Source organism: Streptomyces sp. NPDC033177, assembly GCF_055577715.1.
Genome location: NZ_JBVIPS010000007.1, coordinates 125253 through 138985, shown reverse-complemented (window position 1 = coordinate 138985; position 13733 = coordinate 125253). Strand labels below are relative to the sequence as shown.

13 protein-coding genes are annotated in these 13733 nt (G+C 69.5%); 12 read left to right on the top strand and 1 reads right to left on the bottom strand.

Annotated features, from left to right (window positions below):
- Positions 1–52: 52 nt before the first annotated feature.
- The 3 genes from ACZ5U5_RS24355 (at position 53) to nusB (ending at position 2224) form a co-directional block, all read left to right on the top strand.
- Complete coding sequence (locus ACZ5U5_RS24355; protein ID WP_469025285.1) at positions 53–1159, top strand: M24 family metallopeptidase; 1107 nt, start codon at positions 53–55, stop codon at positions 1157–1159.
- Positions 1160–1220: 61 nt separating this feature from the next.
- Positions 1221–1787 (top strand): elongation factor P, encoded by a 567-nt coding sequence (gene efp, locus ACZ5U5_RS24350; protein WP_344521662.1) that lies wholly within the window; start codon positions 1221–1223, stop codon positions 1785–1787.
- A gap of 2 nt (positions 1788–1789) precedes the next feature.
- Entirely contained in the window at positions 1790–2224 is a 435-nt protein-coding gene (nusB, locus tag ACZ5U5_RS24345; protein WP_469025281.1) for a transcription antitermination factor NusB, read from the top strand.
- A gap of 199 nt (positions 2225–2423) precedes the next feature.
- On the opposite strand, the gene bldD is transcribed toward nusB, so the two are convergent.
- Complete coding sequence (gene bldD / locus ACZ5U5_RS24340; RefSeq protein WP_249591133.1) at positions 2424–2924, bottom strand: transcriptional regulator BldD; 501 nt, start codon at positions 2922–2924, stop codon at positions 2424–2426.
- A gap of 198 nt (positions 2925–3122) precedes the next feature.
- On the opposite strand from bldD, the gene pyrR reads away from it, so the two are divergent.
- From pyrR to ACZ5U5_RS24295, 9 genes are all read left to right on the top strand, one after another.
- Positions 3123–3695, top strand: a complete 573-nt coding sequence (gene pyrR, locus ACZ5U5_RS24335) for a bifunctional pyr operon transcriptional regulator/uracil phosphoribosyltransferase PyrR (RefSeq protein ID WP_363211019.1) — start codon at positions 3123–3125, stop codon at positions 3693–3695.
- An 81-nt stretch (positions 3696–3776) separates the two neighbouring features.
- The gene (locus ACZ5U5_RS24330) at positions 3777–4763 is read left to right on the top strand and encodes an aspartate carbamoyltransferase catalytic subunit (protein ID WP_469025279.1); all 987 of its coding nucleotides are present in this window, start codon (positions 3777–3779) and stop codon (positions 4761–4763) included.
- Between the two features lie 3 nt (positions 4764–4766).
- Positions 4767–6053: a dihydroorotase gene (locus tag ACZ5U5_RS24325; RefSeq protein WP_469025276.1), complete on the top strand. Its 1287-nt coding sequence runs from the start codon at positions 4767–4769 to the stop codon at positions 6051–6053.
- Positions 6050–6622: a PH-like domain-containing protein gene (locus tag ACZ5U5_RS24320; protein WP_469025274.1), complete on the top strand. Its 573-nt coding sequence runs from the start codon at positions 6050–6052 to the stop codon at positions 6620–6622. The genes ACZ5U5_RS24325 and ACZ5U5_RS24320 overlap by 4 nt, the downstream gene beginning before the upstream one ends.
- A complete protein-coding gene (gene carA, locus ACZ5U5_RS24315; protein WP_469025272.1) occupies positions 6619–7776 on the top strand; it encodes a glutamine-hydrolyzing carbamoyl-phosphate synthase small subunit in 1158 nt (385 codons plus the stop codon). The genes ACZ5U5_RS24320 and carA overlap by 4 nt, the downstream gene beginning before the upstream one ends.
- Positions 7769–11077 (top strand): carbamoyl-phosphate synthase large subunit, encoded by a 3309-nt coding sequence (gene carB, locus ACZ5U5_RS24310; RefSeq protein ID WP_469025271.1) that lies wholly within the window; start codon positions 7769–7771, stop codon positions 11075–11077. Before carA ends, carB begins: the two co-directional genes overlap by 8 nt.
- Before the next feature lie 74 nt (positions 11078–11151).
- Positions 11152–12258 carry a quinone-dependent dihydroorotate dehydrogenase gene (locus ACZ5U5_RS24305; RefSeq protein ID WP_469025269.1) on the top strand — a complete coding sequence of 369 codons (1107 nt, stop codon included), beginning with the start codon at positions 11152–11154 and terminating at the stop codon, positions 12256–12258.
- Positions 12255–13100: an orotidine-5'-phosphate decarboxylase gene (gene pyrF / locus ACZ5U5_RS24300; RefSeq protein ID WP_469025267.1), complete on the top strand. Its 846-nt coding sequence runs from the start codon at positions 12255–12257 to the stop codon at positions 13098–13100. The genes ACZ5U5_RS24305 and pyrF overlap by 4 nt, the downstream gene beginning before the upstream one ends.
- Positions 13101–13406: 306 nt before the next feature.
- The gene (locus ACZ5U5_RS24295; RefSeq protein ID WP_005319887.1) at positions 13407–13730 is read left to right on the top strand and encodes an integration host factor; all 324 of its coding nucleotides are present in this window, start codon (positions 13407–13409) and stop codon (positions 13728–13730) included.
- Positions 13731–13733 lie beyond the last annotated feature (3 nt).

The following is a 13733-nucleotide window of genomic DNA, read 5'->3' as shown; positions in this document are numbered from 1 at the left end:
GGTCGGACGCGCTCGACCGGCCGTCCCGCGCCACCGCTCATAGGCTCGTTCCATGTCTGAGGTGTACGCGGCCCGCCGTGAGCGGCTGAGGGAGCGTTGTGCCGCGGGCGGCAGCGCGTCGGCGCTGGTGTCCCGCCCCGCCAACGTGCGGTATCTCGCGGGGGCGGCGCCACAGGGTGCCGTGCTCCTGCTGGGCAGCAGCGAGGATCTGCTGCTGTGCTCGGGGCCACCCGGCGACGAGCGGGGCGAGGGGCGTCCCGACGAGGCGCTGCGCGTCCAGCTGCTCGACGCGGCCGGTGGCGACCCCGCCGTGGCGGGGGCCGGTGTCGCGGTCGGGCAGGGCGCAGACTCACTTGCCGTCGAGGAGCACGACCTCACGGTCGCCCGGCATCGCGCGCTGGGATCCGTCGCGCCGCGGCTGCGTCTCACGGATCTCGGGGGAGCCGTCGAGCAGCTGCGGCTCGTCAAGGACGAGGAGGAGATCTCCTGCCTGCGGATCGGTGCCGAGATCGCCGATCAGGCGCTCGGTGAGCTGCTCGAATCGATTCTCGTGGGGCGTACGGAACGCCATCTCGCGCTGGAACTGGAGCGCCGCCTCGTCGATCACGGCGCCGACGGGCCCGCTTTCCCGACCTCCGTCGCCACCGGGCCGAACGCGGGCCGGGGCGGGCACCGTCCTTCGGACCGGCGGGTGGAGGAGGGGGATTTCCTCTCGGTGTGCCTGGGCGCCAGCTATGGCGGCTATCGTTGTGAGATCGGGCGTACCTTCGTCATCGGTACGTCTCCCGCGGACTGGCAGATCGAGTTGTACGACCTCGTCTTCGCCGCTCAGCGGGCGGGCAGGGAGGCTCTCGTACCGGGCGCCGCCTACCGCGACATCGACCGAGCCGCACGCCATGTACTGGACTCCGCCGGGTATGCGGATGGTCTCGCTCCGTTGATGGGACATGGGCTGGGGCTCGAAATCGACGAGGACCCGCAGTTGGCGCCCGCGGCCATGGGTAAACTGGACGCCTGCGTGCCGGTCACCGTCGAACCGGGGGTTCACCTCCCGGGACGGGGAGGTGTCCGGATCGATGACACGCTCGTCGTGCGCCCCGAGGCGGACGGCGGACCCGAGCTACTCACCATCACGACCAAGGAGCTGCTCGCGCTCTAGCTTTTTCGAGCTGTGCGCGTGCGCCGGGGTCGTCCACGTCAGTCCAGGAGATTCCGCAACCGTGGCTTCCACGAACGACCTCAAGAACGGCCTGGTGCTCAAGCTCGACGGGGGCCAGCTCTGGTCCGTCGTCGAGTTCCAGCACGTCAAGCCCGGCAAGGGCCCTGCCTTTGTGCGCACCAAGCTCAAGAACGTGATGTCCGGCAAGGTGGTCGACAAGACCTTCAACGCCGGCGTCAAGGTCGACACGGCGACGATCGACAAGCGCGACATGCAGTTCTCCTACATGGACGGCGACTACTTCGTCTTCATGGACATGGAGACGTACGACCAGCTGCACGTCGACCGCAAGTCCGTCGGTGACGCCGCCAACTTCCTGATCGAGGGCTTCACGGCCTCCGTCGCGCAGCACGAGGGCGAAGTCCTCTTCGTCGAGCTGCCGGCCGCCGTCGAGCTGGTCATCCAGGAGACCGAGCCCGGTGTCCAGGGCGACCGCTCCACCGGTGGCACCAAGCCCGCGACGCTGGAGACCGGCCACCAGATTCAGGTGCCGCTCTTCATCACGACCGGCGAGAAGATCAAGGTCGACACCCGTGACAGTGGCTACCTCGGCCGGGTGAACAGCTAACCGTGGCTGCTCGTAATACGGCCCGCAAGCGCGCCTTCCAGATCCTCTTCGAGGCCGACCAACGTGGCGCGGATGTCGTGACCGTCCTCGCGGACTGGGTGCGCCACTCGCGGGCCGACACCCGACAGCCACCGGTCAGCGAGTTCACGATGGAACTGGTCGAGGGGTACGCGGAGCACGCGCGCCACATCGACGAGCTGATCTCGCAGTACGCCGTCGGGTGGACCCTGGACAGGATGCCGGTCGTGGACCGCAACATCCTGCGGCTCGGTGCCTACGAGCTGATCTGGGTCGACGCGACGCCGGACGCCGTGGTCCTCGACGAGTCCGTGCAGCTCGCCAAGGAGTTCTCCACGGACGATTCGCCGGCTTTCGTGAACGGCCTGCTCGGCCGCTTCAAGGACCTGAAGCCGAGTCTCCGCCGCGACGAGGCGTAGCCGGCAGGTCGGACGCCGCTCAGAGGGCCCGCAGCACGCCGCTGCGGGCCCTCTGGCATGTCCTGGGACTCCTGGGGCCACTGGGGCCGCTGCGACTCTCTGAGCGCGCAGAGGCCCACGCACAACGCCGGGGTGGCCGGAACCCGATCGGTTCCGGCCACCCCGGCGTTACGTTTCTGCTCAAGTACCCCTTGAGGGATCAGACGTCGTCGTGAGCGACGGCGCGGCGCGCGTCCGCGTCCAGGACGCCCCAGCTGATCAGCTGCTCGGTGAGAACCGAGGGCGACTGGTCATAGATCACGGCGAGGGTGCGCAGGTCGTCCTGGCGGATCGAGAGCACCTTGCCGTTGTAGTCACCGCGCTGCGACTGGATCGTGGCGGCATACCGCTGAAGGGGGCCTGCCTTCTCCTGCGGCACGTGCGCGAGGCGCTCGAGGTCGAGCACGAGCTTCGGCGGGGGCTCGGCCGCGCCGCCGGGAGCGGTACCGGGCAGCAGCTCCTGGACCGGGACGCCGTAGAAGTCCGCCAGCTCGGCAAGGCGCTGTACGGTCACGGCGCGGTCGCCGCGTTCGTACGAACCGACCACGACCGCCTTCCAGCGGCCCTGGGACTTTTCCTCGACACCGTGGAGGGAAAGGCCCTGCTGGGTACGGATGGCGCGGAGCTTGGCCCCGAGCTGTTTGGCGTATTCGCTGGACATATAGCTCCCCGGACGAAGAACGGTAACTCACTGTGAGGTTACGCAGCGTTACTTGGGTGCGTCAAGCCGAATGGTCCGTACCGGCACTTCCGAGGGGGGTCGTGACCGGGGACGTTACCGGTGCTGGTACCGTGGATGGCGCAATTCCGACGTCCTTTAAGGTCCGTCCCGTGAGGCGGAGAAGGAGGTCCGTTTCATATGGACTCGAACGACACGAACGAACCCGATGTCGCGCGGCCGGTGCTCGAAGGCCCGGACATCGCACGGGTGTTGACCCGCATTGCGCACGAGATCGTCGAGCGCGCCAAAGGCGCCGAAGACGTGGTGCTGCTCGGCATTCCCACCCGCGGCGTCTTCCTCGCCCGGCGCCTCGCCGAGAAGCTCGAAGAAATCACCGGACGCACGATCCCGGTTGGCTCACTCGACATCACGATGTACCGCGACGATCTGCGCATGCATCCGCCGCGCGCCCTGGCCCGCACCGAGATTCCCGGTGACGGCATCGACGGCCGCCTCGTCGTCCTCGTGGACGACGTGCTCTTCTCCGGTCGCACCATCCGCGCCGCCCTCGACGGTCTGAACGACATCGGGCGCCCGCGCGCGGTGCAGCTCGCCGTCCTCGTCGACCGCGGCCACCGCGAACTTCCGATCCGTGCCGATTACGTCGGCAAGAACCTCCCCACGTCGTTGCGGGAGACGGTCAAGGTCCAGCTCGCCGAGGAGGACGGCCGCGACGCCGTGCTGCTCGGTGCCAAGCCCGCTTCCGCGTAGGACCGGTCTCCCCACGGGCCCCGGGGCACACCCCTGCGCGCCCGCGTGCCCGCACACCTCCACATGACGGAGTAACCCCAGATGATGCGACACCTCATCTCGGCCGCCGACCTCACCCGCGACGACGCCGTTCTCATCCTCGACACCGCCGAGGAGATGGCCCGGGTCGCCGACCGGCCGATCAAGAAGCTTCCCGCCCTGCGCGGCCGCACGATCTGCAATCTGTTCTTCGAGGACTCGACGCGCACCCGGATCTCCTTCGAGGCCGCCGAGAAGCGCCTCTCCGCCGACGTCATCAACTTCGCCGCCAAGGGCTCCAGCGTCTCCAAGGGCGAGTCCCTCAAGGACACCGCGCAGACCCTGGAGGCGATGGGCGTCGACGCCGTCGTCATCCGGCACGGCGCGTCCGGCGCCCCCTACCGCCTCGCCACCTCCGGCTGGATCGACGCCCCGGTGATCAACGCGGGCGACGGCACCCACCAGCACCCCACCCAGGCCCTGCTCGACGCCTTCACCATGCGGCGCCGCCTCGTCGGCCGCGACGCGGGCCTCGGCAAGGACCTGGCCGGCAAGCGCATCACGCTCGTCGGCGACGTCCTGCACAGCCGGGTCGCGCGCTCGAACGTCGACCTCCTGCACACGCTGGGAGCCGAGGTGACCCTGGTCGCCCCGCCCACGCTCGTCCCGGTCGGCGTGGACAACTGGCCCTGCGACGTGTCGTACGACCTGGACCGGGTCCTGCCGAAGTCCGACGCCGTGATGATGCTGCGCGTGCAGCGCGAGCGCATGAACGCCGCGTTCTTCCCGACCGAGCGCGAGTACTCGCGTCGCTACGGCCTGGACGGCCAGCGCATGGCGAAGATGCCCGAGCACGCCATCGTGATGCACCCAGGGCCGATGGTCCGCGGCATGGAGATCACCGCCGAGGTCGCCGACTCCGACCGCTGCACGGTCATCGAGCAGGTCGCGAACGGCGTCCACACCCGGATGGCTGTCCTCTACCTGCTCCTGGGCGGCAACGAACCCGCCGTCACCCACACCCGCCCCACCGGTTCCGAGGAGAAGTAAGACATGAGCAAGACCCTGATCCGTGGTGCGAAGGTGCTGGGCGGCGAGCCCCAGGACGTCCTGATCGACGCCGGGACGATCGCCGAGGTGGGCACCGGCATCGACGCGACCGGCGCCACCGTCGTCGAGGCCGAGGGCCAGATCCTGCTGCCCGGCCTCGTCGATCTGCACACCCACCTGCGCGAGCCCGGCCGCGAGGACTCCGAGACCGTCCTGACCGGCACGCAGGCCGCCGCATCCGGTGGCTACACCGCCGTGTTCGCCATGGCCAACACCTTCCCCGTCGCCGACACCGCCGGCGTCGTCGAGCAGGTCTACCGCCTCGGCCAGGAGGGCGGGTACGCCGACGTCCAGCCGATCGGCGCCGTCACCGTCGGCCTCGAGGGCAAGAAGCTCGCCGAGCTCGGCGCCATGCACGAGTCCGCGGCCGGCGTCACCGTCTTCTCCGACGACGGCAAGTGCGTCGACGACGCCGTGATCATGCGCCGCGCCCTGGAGTACGTGAAGGCCTTCGGCGGCGTCGTCGCCCAGCACGCGCAGGAGCCGCGGCTCACCGAGGGCGCCCAGATGAACGAGGGCGTCGTCTCCGCCGAACTGGGCCTCGGCGGCTGGCCCGCCGTCGCCGAGGAGTCGATCATCGCGCGTGACGTGCTGCTCGCCGAGCACGTGGGCTCGCGGGTGCACATCTGCCACCTGTCGACCGCCGGTTCGGTCGAGATCGTCCGCTGGGCGAAGTCGCGCGGCATCGACGTGACCGCCGAGGTCACCCCGCACCACCTGCTCCTGACCGACGAGATGGTCCGCTCGTACAACCCGGTCTACAAGGTCAACCCGCCGCTGCGCACCGAGCGCGACGTCATGGCGCTGCGCGAGGCCCTGGCCGACGGCACCATCGACATCGTCGCCACCGACCACGCCCCGCACCCGCACGAGGACAAGGACTGCGAGTGGGCCGCGGCCGCCATGGGCATGGTGGGCCTGGAGACCGCGCTCTCCGTCGTCCAGCAGACGATGGTCGAGACGGGCCTGCTCACCTGGGCCGCGGTCGCCGACCGGATGTCCGTCAAGCCCGCCGAGATCGGACAGGCCAAGGGCCACGGACGCCCCGTCTCGGCAGGTGAGCCCGCGAACCTCACGCTTCTCGATCCGGCTTACCGTGGAGTCGTGGACCCGGCGGGCTTCAGCTCGCGCAGCGGCAACACCCCCTACGAGGGCCGTGAGCTGCCCGGTCGCGTGACGCACACGTGGCTGCGGGGCCGCGCCACGGTCGTCGACGGGAAGCTCGCGTGACATCTCTTCTGGAACTGGCCGCCGAGAAGGAATCGGCGGAGGTGACCGACTGGGCCGCCCGCGCGGGCTGGGTCGTCGGACTGCTGCTCTTCATCGCGCTCGTCTACTGGCTGATGCGCGAGGGCTGGAAGTGGCGCGGCACGCTCCAGGGCGACCTGCCGGAGCTCCCTGCCGCGCCGTCCGAGCCGGGTCCGGCCAGACTTGAGCTGAGCGGCCGCTACCACGGCTCGACCACGGCAGGGCAGTGGCTCGACCGCATCGTGGCGCGCGGTCTGGGCACCCGCAGCCGCGTCGAGCTCACGCTCACCGACGCGGGCCTGGATGTCGTACGCCCCGGCGCGGCCGACTTCTTCGTCCCGGCCGCACAGCTGCGCGAGGCCCGCCTCGACAAGGGCATCGCCGGAAAGGTCCTCGCGGAGGGCGGTCTGCTGATCGTCACCTGGGAGCACGGCGAGAAGCTCATCGACTCGGGCTTCCGCTCGGACCACGCGGCCGAGCAGGCCGCATGGGTCGAGGCCATCAACAACATGATCAACAAGACCAGCACTACGGAAGGCACCGCACGATGACGACCTCCACAAGGGGATCCGCCGTTAGGCAAAAGGCGTCTCCCGCCGTACTCGTCCTGGAGGACGGCCGCATCTTCCGCGGCCGCGCCTACGGGGCCGTGGGGGAGACCTTCGGCGAAGCGGTGTTCTCCACCGGCATGACCGGCTACCAGGAGACCCTCACCGACCCCTCGTACCACCGCCAGGTCGTCGTCATGACGGCCCCGCACGTCGGCAACACGGGCGTGAACGACGAGGACGACGAGTCCGCCCGCATCTGGGTCTCCGGCTACGTCGTGCGCGACCCCGCGCGCGTGCCCTCCAACTGGCGCTCCAAGCGCTCGCTGGACGAGCAGCTCACCGCGCAGGGCGTCGTCGGCATCTCCGGCATCGACACCCGCGCCCTCACCCGCCACCTGCGCGAGAGCGGCGCCATGCGCGTCGGCATCTTCTCCGGAGAGGCGGTCGCGGACGACGCGGCGCTGCTCGCCCGCGTCAAGGAGGCCCCCCAGATGGTGGGCGCCAGCCTCTCCAGCGAGGTCGCCACCACCGAGTCGTACGTCGTCCCGGCCATCGGTGAGAAGAAGTTCACCGTCGCTGCCCTGGACCTCGGCATCAAGGGCATGACCCCGCACCGCATGGCCGAGCGCGGCATCGAGGTGCACGTCCTGCCCGCCACCGCGACGCTGGAGGACGTGTACGCGGTCAACCCCGACGGCTTCTTCCTGTCGAACGGCCCCGGTGACCCCTCCACCGTCGACCTGACCGTGGTCAAGGGCGTCCTGGAGCGCAAGACCCCGCTCTTCGGCATCTGCTTCGGCAACCAGATCCTCGGCCGCGCGCTCGGCTTCGGCACGTTCAAGCTGAAGTACGGCCACCGAGGCATCAACCAGCCGGTGCAGGACCGCACCACCGGCAAGGTCGAGGTCACCGCGCACAACCACGGCTTCGCCGTCGACGCGCCCCTCGACAAGGTCTCCGACACGCCCTACGGCCGCGCCGAGGTCTCCCACGTGTGCCTGAACGACCAGGTGGTGGAGGGGCTCCAGCTCCTCGACCAGCCCGCGTTCAGCGTCCAGTACCACCCCGAAGCGGCCGCCGGCCCGCACGACGCCGCGTACCTCTTCGACCGCTTCGTATCTCTGATGACCGCAGAAGGAGCCCAGCGTGCCTAAGCGCACCGATATCCAGTCCGTCCTGGTCATCGGCTCCGGCCCGATCGTCATCGGCCAGGCAGCGGAGTTCGACTACTCCGGCACCCAGGCCTGCCGCGTCCTCAAGGCCGAGGGCCTGCGCGTCATCCTGGTGAACTCGAACCCGGCGACGATCATGACCGACCCGGAGATCGCCGACGCGACCTACGTCGAGCCGATCACCCCCGAGTTCGTCGAGAAGATCATCGCCAAGGAGCGCCCCGACGCGCTCCTGCCCACCCTCGGTGGCCAGACCGCGCTCAACACCGCGATCTCCATGCACGAGCAGGGCGTCCTCGAGAAGTACGGCGTCGAGCTCATCGGCGCCAACGTCGAGGCGATCAACAAGGGCGAGGACCGCGACCTCTTCAAGGGCGTCGTCGCAGAGGTCAACAAGAAGATCGGGCACGGCGAGTCCGCCCGCTCGTACATCTGCCACTCCATGGACGACGTCCTCAAGGGCGTCGACGAGCTCGGCGGCTACCCCGTGGTCGTCCGCCCCTCCTTCACCATGGGCGGCGCCGGTTCCGGCTTCGCGCACGACGAGGAGGAGCTGCGCCGCATCGCCGGACAGGGCCTCACGCTCTCGCCGACCACCGAGGTGCTCCTGGAGGAGTCCATCCTCGGCTGGAAGGAGTACGAGCTGGAGCTGATGCGCGACAAGAACGACAACGTCGTGGTCGTCTGCTCCATCGAGAACTTCGACCCGATGGGCGTGCACACCGGCGACTCGATCACCGTCGCGCCCGCGATGACGCTGACCGACCGCGAGTACCAGACCCTGCGGGACGTCGGCATCGCGATCATCCGCGAGGTCGGCGTCGACACCGGCGGCTGCAACATCCAGTTCGCCATCGACCCGACGGACGGCCGGGTCATCGTCATCGAGATGAACCCGCGTGTCTCGCGGTCATCGGCGCTCGCGTCGAAGGCCACCGGATTCCCGATCGCGAAGATCGCGGCGAAGCTCGCCGTCGGCTACACGCTGGACGAGATCCCGAACGACATCACCGAGAAGACCCCGGCCTCCTTCGAGCCGACGCTCGACTACGTAGTGGTCAAGGCGCCGCGTTTCGCCTTCGAGAAGTTCCCCTCGGCGGACTCGACCCTGACGACCACCATGAAGTCGGTCGGCGAGGCCATGGCCATCGGCCGCAACTTCACCGAGGCCCTCCAGAAGGCGCTGCGCTCGCTGGAGAAGAAGGGCTCGCAGTTCACCTTCGTGGGTGAGCCCGGCGACAAGGCCCTTCTTCTGGAAGAGGCCGTCCGGCCGACCGACGGGCGCATCAACTCCGTCATGCAGGCCATCCGCGCGGGCGCAACGCCCGAGGAGATCTTCGAGTCCACGAAGATCGACCCGTGGTTCGTCGATCAGCTCTTCCTGATCAAGGAGATCGCGGACGAGCTTGCCGCCGCGGAGCGCCTGGACGCCGACCTGCTCGCCGAGGCCAAGCGGCACGGCTTCTCCGACCACCAGATCGCGGAGATCCGCGGCCTGCGCGAGGACGTCGTCCGCGAGGTGCGCCACGCGCTCGGTGTCCGCCCGGTCTACAAGACGGTCGACACCTGCGCCGCCGAGTTCGCCGCCAAGACGCCGTACTTCTACTCCTCGTACGACGAGGAGAACGAGGTCGCCCAGCGCGAGAAGCCCGCAGTCATCATCCTGGGCTCGGGTCCCAACCGCATCGGCCAGGGCATCGAGTTCGACTACTCCTGCGTCCACGCCTCCTTCGCGCTGAGCGACGCGGGCTACGAGACCGTGATGGTCAACTGCAACCCCGAGACCGTCTCCACGGACTACGACACCTCCGACCGTCTCTACTTCGAGCCGCTCACGCTCGAAGACGTCCTGGAGATCGTCAACGTCGAGGCGCAGGCAGGCCCGATCGCGGGCGTCATCGTCCAGCTCGGCGGCCAGACCCCGCTGGGCCTGGCGCAGGCCCTCAAGGACAACGGCGTGCCGGTCGTGGGCACCTCGCCCGAGGCCATCCACGCCGCCGAGGACCGCGGCGCCTTCGGCCGCGTGCTCGCCGAAGCCGGCCTCCCCGCGCCCAAGCACGGCACCGCCACCACCTTCTCCGAGGCCAAGGCCATCGCCGACGAGATCGGCTACCCCGTCCTCGTACGCCCGTCGTACGTGCTCGGCGGCCGCGGCATGGAGATCGTGTACGACGAGACCCGACTCTCCGCGTACATCGAGGAGTCGACCGAGATCAGCCCCTCGAGGCCGGTGCTCGTCGACCGCTTCCTCGACGACGCGATCGAGATCGACGTGGACGCGCTCTACGACGGCGAGGAGCTCTACCTCGGCGGCGTCATGGAGCACATCGAGGAGGCCGGCATCCACTCCGGCGACTCGGCGTGCGCGCTGCCCCCGATCACCCTCGGCGGCTACGACATCAAGCGCCTGCGGGCCTCCACGGAGGGCATCGCCAAGGGCGTCGGCGTCCGCGGCCTCATCAACATCCAGTTCGCGATGGCCGGGGACATCCTCTACGTCCTCGAGGCCAACCCGCGCGCCTCGCGCACCGTCCCCTTCACCTCGAAGGCGACCGCGGTGCCGCTGGCCAAGGCCGCCGCGCGCATCTCGCTCGGCGCGACCGTCGCCGAGCTGCGCGCCGAGGGCATGCTCCCGGCGACCGGCGACGGCGGCACGCTGCCGATGGACGCGCCGATCTCCGTCAAGGAGGCCGTCATGCCGTGGAGCCGCTTCCGCGACATCCACGGGCGTGGCGTCGACACCGTCCTCGGCCCGGAGATGCGCTCGACCGGTGAAGTCATGGGCATCGACTCGGTCTTCGGCACGGCCTATGCCAAGTCGCAGGCCGGCGCGTACGGGCCGCTGCCGACCAAGGGCCGCGCCTTCATCTCCGTCGCCAACCGCGACAAGCGCTCGATGATCTTCCCGGCGCGCGAACTGGTCGCGCACGGCTTCGAGCTGCTCGCCACGTCCGGCACGGCCGAGGTGCTCAAGCGCAACGGCATCAACGCCACGATCGTGCGCAAGCAGAGCGAGGGCGAGGGCCCGAACGGCGAGAAGACGATCGTCCAGCTGATCCACGACGGCGCGGTCGACCTCATCGTCAACACCCCGTACGGCACCGGTGGCCGCCTCGACGGCTACGACATCCGTACGGCGGCCGTATCCCGCTCCGTGCCGTGCCTGACGACGGTCCAGGCGCTCGCCGCCGCCGTCCAGGGCATCGACGCGCTCAACGGCGGGGACGTGGGCGTCCGTTCACTCCAGGAACACGCGGAGCATCTGACCGCGGCCCGCGACTAGCAGCCCACCAGGGGGACACCGATCCGGTGTCCCCCTTCTGGTGAGCACACCTGAGGACCTCTGAGGACACCCACATGTACAAATTCTTCTTCGACCTCGTCTTCAAGCGCATGGACCCGGAGCAGGCCCACTACACGGCCTTCCGCTGGATCCGGCTCGCGGCCCGCGTCCCCGTGCTGCGCACGTTCATCGCCGCCGTGCTCGCGCCGCGCCACAGGGAGCTGCGCACCGAGGCCCTGGGCCTGCGGATGCACGGGCCTTTCGGTCTCGCGGCGGGCTTCGACAAGAACGCCGTCGCGATCGACGGCATGTCGATGCTGGGCTTCGACCACATCGAGATCGGCACCGTCACGGGGGAGCCGCAGCCCGGCAACCCCAAGAAGCGGCTCTTTCGCCTCGTGCAGGACCGCGCGCTGATCAACCGCATGGGCTTCAACAACGAGGGCTCGGCGGCCGTGGCCGAGCGCCTGGGCACCCGTAAGGCCGTCTTCAAGACGGTCGTGGGCGTGAACATCGGCAAGACCAAGGTCGTCCCCGAGGATGAGGCCGCCGCCGACTACGTGAAGTCGACCGAGCGCCTTGCCGCCCACGCCGACTACCTCGTGGTGAACGTGTCGTCCCCGAACACCCCCGGCCTGCGCAACCTCCAGGCCACGGAGTCGCTGCGGCCGCTGCTGACCGCCGTACGCGAGGCGGCCGACCGGAGTGTCTCCGGGCGGCGCGTGCCGCTCCTGGTGAAGATCGCCCCCGACCTGGCGGACGAGGACGTCGACGCGGTCGCCGACCTGGCCGTCGAGCTCGGTCTGGACGGCATCATCGCCACGAACACCACCATCGCGCGCGAAGGCCTCGGTTTGCAGTCCGAACCTTCGCTCTACGGAGAGACCGGCGGTCTGTCGGGCGCGCCCCTCAAGGAGCGCTCCCTGGAGGTCCTGCGCCGCCTCTACGCGCGCGTGGGCGACCGCATCACGCTCGTGGGCGTCGGCGGCATCGAGAACGCCGAGGACGCCTGGCAGCGCATCCTCGCGGGCGCCACCCTGGTGCAGGGCTACAGCGCGTTCATCTACGAGGGGCCCTTCTGGGGCCGCGCGATCCACAAGGGGCTCGCTGCCCGTCTTCGGGCGAGCTCGTACGCCACCCTCGCCGAGGCCGTCGGCGCCGACGTAAGGAAGTCCGCATGAGTGCCCTTGAACCCTTCGGTACGCGTCTTCGCCACGCCATGGACGAGCGTGGCCCCCTGTGTGTCGGCATCGACCCGCACGCCTCCCTGCTGTCCGCCTGGGGCCTGAACGACGACGTCGCGGGCCTGGAGCGGTTCACCGGGACCGTCGTCGAGGCGCTGGCCGGCACGGTGGCGGTGTTCAAGCCGCAGAGCGCGTTCTTCGAGCGCTTCGGCTCGCGCGGCATCGCCGTCCTGGAGAACGCGGTCCAGGAGCTGCGCGCGGCCGGCGCCCTGGTGGTCATGGACGCCAAGCGCGGCGACATCGGCTCGACGATGGCCGCGTACGCCGAGACCTTCCTGCACAAGGACTCGCCGCTCTTCAGCGACGCCCTCACGGTCTCGCCCTACCTCGGCTACGGCTCGCTGAAGCCGGCCGTCGACCTCGCGCGCGAGAACGGCACCGGGCTCTTCGTCCTCGCCCTCACCTCCAACCCCGAGGGCGCCGAGGTGCAGCACGCGGTGCGCGAGGACGGCCGCACGATCGGCGCGACGATGCTCGGGCACCTGGCGGCCGACAACGCCGGGGCGCATCCCCTGGGGTCCTTCGGTGCCGTCGTCGGGGCCACGCTCGGCGACCTGTCCTCGTACGACCTCGCGATCAACGGCCCGCTGCTCGCCCCCGGCATCGGCGCGCAGGGCGCCACCCCGGCGGATCTGCCGGGGGTCTTCGGGGACGCCGTGCGCAACGTCGTGCCGAGCGTGAGCCGGGGTGTCCTGCGTCACGGTCCCGACGTGGTGGGTCTGCGCGTCGCGGCGAGCCGTTTCGCGGACGAGATCCGTGAGGCCGTCGACTCGGCCTGAGGTCTTCTGGCGTCTTCTGGGGCCCGCGGAGGGTGTTTTTCCGTCTTCGAAGGTCGTGTCCGGCCACGTCCTAACGTTTCGCCGATGACTCATGGGGACAAATCCGGGGTGAAATGCCCGAAATGCACGCCTCGGCAGAGGCTGACCAGGACTTTTCGTCTGTTCTCGCTGACTCCGGCGGCCATGCCCGCTAGTCTCCGACGAGAGCGAACGGGCAAGCGCGTTGCACGTTGCTCACCAGGTGTGGGGCGACTAGGTTCCTCACCGGTCCGTATCCGACAGTTCGACATCCGAGGTGACGTAGGCGTGGCTCTTCCGCCCCTTACCCCTGAACAGCGCGCAGCCGCGCTCGAAAAGGCCGCCGCGGCTCGCCGGGAGCGGGCCGAGGTCAAGAATCGACTCAAGCACTCCGGTGCCTCGCTTCATGAGGTCATCAAGCAGGGCCAGGAGAACGATGTCATCGGCAAGATGAAGGTCTCCGCTCTCCTGGAGTCCCTGCCCGGCGTGGGCAAGGTCCGCGCCAAGCAGATCATGGAGCGTCTTGGCATCTCCGAGAGCCGCCGTGTGCGCGGTCTCGGCTCCAATCAGATCGCCTCCTTGGAGCGTGAGTTCGGCGGTGGCGCTGCCTGACGT